Annotated in this window: 6 protein-coding genes; all 6 read right to left on the bottom strand. The window is 54.4% G+C overall.

The features are described 5' to 3' along the window. On the bottom strand, positions 1–189 hold a 189-nt coding region (locus tag RMSM_RS32305; protein ID WP_008707581.1), incomplete at its 3' end, for a hypothetical protein. 114 nt (positions 190–303) lie between these two features. Further along, positions 304–510, bottom strand: a complete 207-nt coding sequence (locus tag RMSM_RS32300) for a DUF5989 family protein (protein WP_008707579.1) — start codon at positions 508–510, stop codon at positions 304–306. A 10-nt stretch (positions 511–520) separates the two neighbouring features. Continuing rightward, entirely contained in the window at positions 521–928 is a 408-nt protein-coding gene (locus RMSM_RS32295) for an SxtJ family membrane protein (RefSeq protein ID WP_008707577.1), read from the bottom strand. Beyond that, positions 928–2,760, bottom strand: a complete 1,833-nt coding sequence (locus RMSM_RS32290) for a carbamoyltransferase family protein (protein ID WP_008707575.1) — start codon at positions 2,758–2,760, stop codon at positions 928–930. Before RMSM_RS32290 ends, RMSM_RS32295 begins: the two co-directional genes overlap by 1 nt. A 33-nt stretch (positions 2,761–2,793) precedes the next feature. Next, positions 2,794–4,476: a hypothetical protein gene (locus RMSM_RS32285; RefSeq protein ID WP_040770671.1), complete on the bottom strand. Its 1,683-nt coding sequence runs from the start codon at positions 4,474–4,476 to the stop codon at positions 2,794–2,796. Then, on the bottom strand, positions 4,466–5,404 hold the full coding sequence (locus RMSM_RS32280; protein ID WP_478212720.1) for an ABC transporter ATP-binding protein: 939 nt from the start codon (positions 5,402–5,404) through the stop codon (positions 4,466–4,468). The genes RMSM_RS32285 and RMSM_RS32280 overlap by 11 nt, the downstream gene beginning before the upstream one ends. Positions 5,405–5,440: the final 36 nt, after the last annotated feature.

The raw sequence follows: 5,440 nt of genomic DNA, 5'->3' as shown, positions 1-5,440 counted from the left end.
ACCGACATCGAGAAACGTCTCTCCGGATTGGCAGATCGAGGTAACTAACATGCTGGCGAGTTGATCGTTGGCAATCGTACCGACAGCCTCCGGCTGAATGAGCGCCGCACGGACGATGTCGATCTTCTCTCTCGAGAACATCGCCAAGTCTCCGAACCACGTGCCAAGAAGAATCTGCTTGATATTCATACGTTTTTCACCAACAGAAATTGATAACTGGCTTCCAGAGGTGCCGCGACGCGAAGACAGTGAACGACGTTGAAACAGAGCGATCCCGCGAGTAGATGACGATGGCAAGCACCGCTAAAAAAGCGTGTAAATGAACGGAGCCGCGCTGCTGCCTGCTAACGCCGCGATCACGCCGATCAACGACAAAGAACCGATCAATGGCACGAGCCACCATTTCTTGTTCTCTCGCAAAAACAAGACAAACTCTTGAACGAAACCGAGGTTATCGCCTTCGGCTTGGTTTTCGAATTCTCTTTCCTGAGCGTTTTGCGGCTCGTCCATTGTGTCGCGCTCAAAACTGTTTGAAGTAGCGGGAAATATCGCTGGCTTCCTCGCGTGGAAGCCAATTGGATCCGGAATCGCGTTGCTTTAATCGCAATGGATCATAGCCCAGCAACCGAAGCACAATTCCGGTTGGCAAGACGATCCCAAAAAAGACCGTCCCCAACAACACGTGACTTATTATCCAAGTGACGGGGTACGTCATATATTGCCAAGCTCGAATCACACGCAGTGGTGCACCGGGTACGCAGTAGTATATCACGCCGACCAACACCCCCACGACCGCCAGCGTCATGGCAACCATGGTTGCGCTGTGTCGCATCAGAAAGGCAACAACGAAGAATAACGCGGACAACGATATCCCAAACCACCGTTTCAACGAACTCGAGGGATCCGCATTGAGATCAAGCAACGGCATCAATCGGGCTCCAATTCACGGAGTTCGCGCTGACTCGATTGACGAGCCGACTCGGGTTGCTCGGTCTTCAGCATCAGCACGTTTCCGATCACCAACGCGTCCATCTCCGTCGCCATGAAGCAGCGGTAGGCATCGGCCGCCGTCGCAACGATCGGCTCACCTCGCACATTGAAACTGGTGTTGATCACCGCGGGACACCCCGTTTCCTCATAGAATTTCCGCAACAGTCCGTAGAAACGTGGATGCCTTTGCTGGCTGACCGTTTGCACCCGAGCGGAATAATCGACGTGAGTGATCGCCGGCAGATCGCTGTGTGACTGCCGTCCCCGTTCGATGCTAGGCGGAATTGATTGATCAACCGGCAGCCGTCGCTTTTCTTGCACGTCAAACGTGAACATCATGTACGGGCTCGAATCCCCACCAGGTATTTCGAAATAATCTTGACTGTGTGCTTCTAGGATACTCGGAGCGAAAGGGCGGAACGACTCTCGGCGTTTGATCTTTGCGTTCATGATCGATTGCATTTCAGGATTTCGTGGATCACCCAGGATACTGCGTCCGCCAAGAGCCCGCGGTCCGAATTCCATCTTTCCCTGGACCCAGCCCACCACATTTCCGCCAGCAAGAAGCTTGACCACGGTGGTATAGAGTTCATCGTCCAGCGGCAGGTGCCGCGTCACCGCACCGCTTTCTCGAAGTGCCTGTACATCGACTTCGCGATCCGCAGGAGGCCCCAGCAGCGAAGTTGGCTGGGCACTCAGCGCATTGGCAACACGCGGTTTGCCCAGCAATTGATGCCAAATCAGCCAGGCGACGCCCAGGGCGCCACCAGCGTCACCGGCAGCGGGCTGAACCCAAATCTGTTTAAACGGCCCTTCACGTAACAACCGCCCGTTGGCGACGCAATTCAGTGCGACCCCGCCCGCCATGCACAAAGAATCTAGCTTCGTTTGATCGAAGACATACTGTGCCATTCGCAGCACGACCTCTTCGGTCACCCGCTGAATACTTGCGGCAAGATCCATATCGACTTGGCGGATCGGCTCGTTCGGATTGCGGCGTGCCGCTCCCAGCAATCGCTCCATTTTTCGATCGGTCATGCGTAGCGAATGGCAGTACGAAAAATAATCCATGTTTAGCCGATAGCTACCGTCATCATGGACATCAATCAAATGTTTGAAGATCAGGTCGACAAACTTGGGTTCGCCGTAGGGAGCCAATCCCATCAACTTGTATTCGCCCGAGTTGACGCGAAATCCGCAGAAATAAGTGAACGCCGAGTAGAGCAACCCGAGTGAATGTGGAAATCGAATTTCGTTTTTCAGCGAGATACGGTTTCCGCGGCCGACGCCCCAACTTGTCGTCGCCCATTCGCCAACGCCGTCGATGGTCAAGATGGCTGCTTCGTCAAAAGGACTGGGAAAGAACGCACTGCTGGCATGCGATTCATGGTGTTCGCAAAACACGATCCGGCGTTTGTACTGTTTGCCCAGTTGTTTGCGGATCTCGCGAGGCAGATGCAACTTGGTTTGCAGCCAACGGGGTATCGCACGAAAGAAGCTACCGTAACCTGCCGGTGCATAGGCCAAATAGGTTTCCAGCAATCGATCAAACTTCAAGAACGGCTTTTCATAAAATCCGACGTAATCAAGATCGCCGACGTCGGCGTCGGCCATTTGCAAACACTCACGCAGCGCGTTTCGCGGAAATGACGCGTCGTGTTTTTTCCGAGTGAAACGCTCTTCGCTCGCGGCAGCGACGACCTCGCCATCGCGAAGAATCGCAACGGACGAATCATGGTAGAACGCCGAGATGCCGAGAATCAATGTCATGTTTGCCGAAGTCGATTCGATGAGAACGCAGTGTTAACGATGCCGGTTTCCTTTCAAAGCGAGTGGCAAAGCGAGAATGCTAGGCAGGGGCAGGATGAGAGCGACAAAGGTCAAACAGATCGGCAGCGTGAATCGCGAGTCGGGAATCAAGCCAAACAAGAGCGTCCCGATTGCCAGCGTGACTACCGTCCAAATGGCAATGACTTGCAACAGCGACGCGGTGCGGGCAACACGACTTCGCGAGACAACGATCACCGTCACGATCACCGCAGCAAACTTGGCCAGTACCGCAAGGTAACTGATCGATTGCAAACGATTCAGAAAGGACTTCATCGACGCAGTCATCGTCTGCCAATCCGGTTGAGCGATAATCCAGGCAACGGCGGTAAAAAGGACGCCGAAAAAGAGAGCCAAGCTGACGAGAATCACGACGATATCTACCCAGCGGTGTCCATACATGGGTACCCAAACATAACCACTTGAGATGCCCAATAGCAGCAGGCCAATGAAAAGCATGATCGCCAACGTCACTCGGAATCCAACCAATGTCGCTGTGCCAGTCACCGTGTCATGCGCCGCTAACCAAGTGGCCCAACGTGACCAAGTCTCGCGGTTTTCGGGCCAAACCATAACGGCCGCGTATAAGACAAGCGACAATAACAAAAGCAGCCCCAAACAACTAGCAAACATCGCAAATCGCGTCCATGCAATCGTGGCATCCGATAGCGGACTGACCGACAAATACGATGGCAATGTCGAGATTGATTGCTTCGGATCATGCCCCAGCACGCTGGTGGCCGAAATAATCCCGACATAGAACATGCTCATGACACTCATGACGGCTAGCGCCACCGGCGACCAATGAAACAGCGAAGCTCCGACCAGCACGGGACAAACAACGAACAAGACCAAATTGAAGCGGTAAGCACGCGAACGCCGCAGATCATGCCAAACCAAGGCTCGAATCGAACTGCGATGCAATGCCACTTGCTCTCCGCTGCAATCCCAGCTCAATCGATTCCGAATCGCAGCCATGACTCCCGACGATTCCGCAGGGATCATTCCGCTTACATGGTGACGGGCAATCACGACCGCGCGATAGGCAATAATCAACGCCACTAAAAAATAGACTACCGTAGCGACCGTTACGATGGCTTGAACCGATGTCGACAAATTTGCTTCGCTTTTCCCGCCAATCGCCAACAAACACAACCCGTACGAAACCAGCGTCAAAGTTCCGAGCATTCCCAACCGATAAACGCCCGACCGGAACGGACGCCAAGCGAGGGCAGACATCAAGACTCCCGTCGCGGCAACGACGAACGCGGGAATCAAGACCCAAGTGGATGCTCCGAACCACTCAAGTGTTTTTGAGAGGACGATCCAGAGCGTGAATACCCAAGCGGTTTTCATACCGATGGGAATGTATGCCAGCTTCCAATTTGCAATCGGCATTCGCAACAACCAATGCGAATACCCGCTTTCCTCGGAATCCAGTTTGGACAACGGAGAGACATCCAAGGCGAAAATCCCCCACGAGATCGCGGGCAAAAACGTCACACACATAACGACCGGTGCAAACGTCTCCATCGCTTGCCCGACTTGCGACATCCATAGCAACAAGCCTTCGGCGATCCCGACGAGCCCGGCAAAAAACAGCAGCACCCCACGGTTTCTCAACCATGTTAGACGTACAAGCGCAAAGCTATCCGACATGAGATGTCACCTCGCTGGAGTTGCCATCGGTCGATTCAGACGCCGTCGACGCCACTGTCCCCGCGCGTGCCGCGAACCAACGATGCAGCGTGACAGGGCGGCGGCTGATCAATGCCACGTCGACAGGTAAATTAACTTCACCGCCGCTCGCATGTTGGCGATCGACCACGCCCGACCACTCGGATTCGTCGCGTTGCCAATCGAAAACGCCACGAATTGCGGGAGGCGATTCGGTATCGCTGCGACAGACAATCTCTTCGTAGCGAGATTGCAATTGGTCCACCGTCGTGGTCTCGATGATTCGGCTCGCTCGCATCAAGGCAATCGAATCACACACGCGGTCGACTTCGTCTAGCAGATGGCTTGAAAATAGCACCGTTCGCCCCTCGTCGCTGATCGTGCGGATGATCGCTTCGAGAATGTCGCGACGAGCCAACGGGTCCAACCCGCTACTCGGTTCATCTAGGATCAAAAGCTCGGGCCGATAAGCGATCGCGACCAACAAACCTGCTCGCGCTCGCAACCCTTTCGACAGCGAACTCAGCTTGTCCATTCGCGACAAGCCAAACTCGTCCATCAGTTTGGTGGCATAAGCATCATCCCAAGTGTCATAGATCGCTCGCGAAAAATCGACGAGTTCACCGACTCGCATCCAAGACGGCATCGAATCCTCTTCGGACAAATAACCGACACGCCGAAGGACCGATTGTGAATCGGCCACCGGATCCATCCCCAACACACGGACAGTACCTTGCTGAGCCACGAACGCACCGATCAAGTGCCGTATCAGTGTCGTTTTGCCAGCTCCATTGAGCCCCACTAAGCCGAAAATGCTGCCAACCGGGATCTGAAGGTCGATGTCATCCAGCGCCGGGCGGCCTCGAAACGATCGACAAAGCCCGGTGACGTTCACCGCAAACGTGGACATTGAATCGGAACGACTCATGATGGCTCCTCGGCATGA

The sequence above is a fragment of the Rhodopirellula maiorica SM1 genome, from assembly GCF_000346295.1.
Lineage (GTDB): Bacteria > Planctomycetota > Planctomycetia > Pirellulales > Pirellulaceae > Novipirellula > Novipirellula maiorica.
This window is presented reverse-complemented; position numbering and strand designations above follow the sequence as displayed.

Bases quoted from the DNA above. Each gene is read 5' to 3' on its own strand.
- RMSM_RS32300 (WP_008707579.1), bottom strand. From the start codon at position 510: ATGGACGAGCCGCAAAACGCTCAGGAAAGAGAATTCGAAAACCAAGCC.
- RMSM_RS32295 (WP_008707577.1), bottom strand. From the start codon at position 928: ATGCCGTTGCTTGATCTCAATGCGGATCCCTCGAGTTCGTTGAAACGG.
- RMSM_RS32290 (WP_008707575.1), bottom strand. From the start codon at position 2,760: ATGACATTGATTCTCGGCATCTCGGCGTTCTACCATGATTCGTCCGTT.
- RMSM_RS32285 (WP_040770671.1), bottom strand. From the start codon at position 4,476: ATGTCGGATAGCTTTGCGCTTGTACGTCTAACATGGTTGAGAAACCGT.
- RMSM_RS32280 (WP_478212720.1), bottom strand. From the start codon at position 5,404: ATGTCCACGTTTGCGGTGAACGTCACCGGGCTTTGTCGATCGTTTCGA.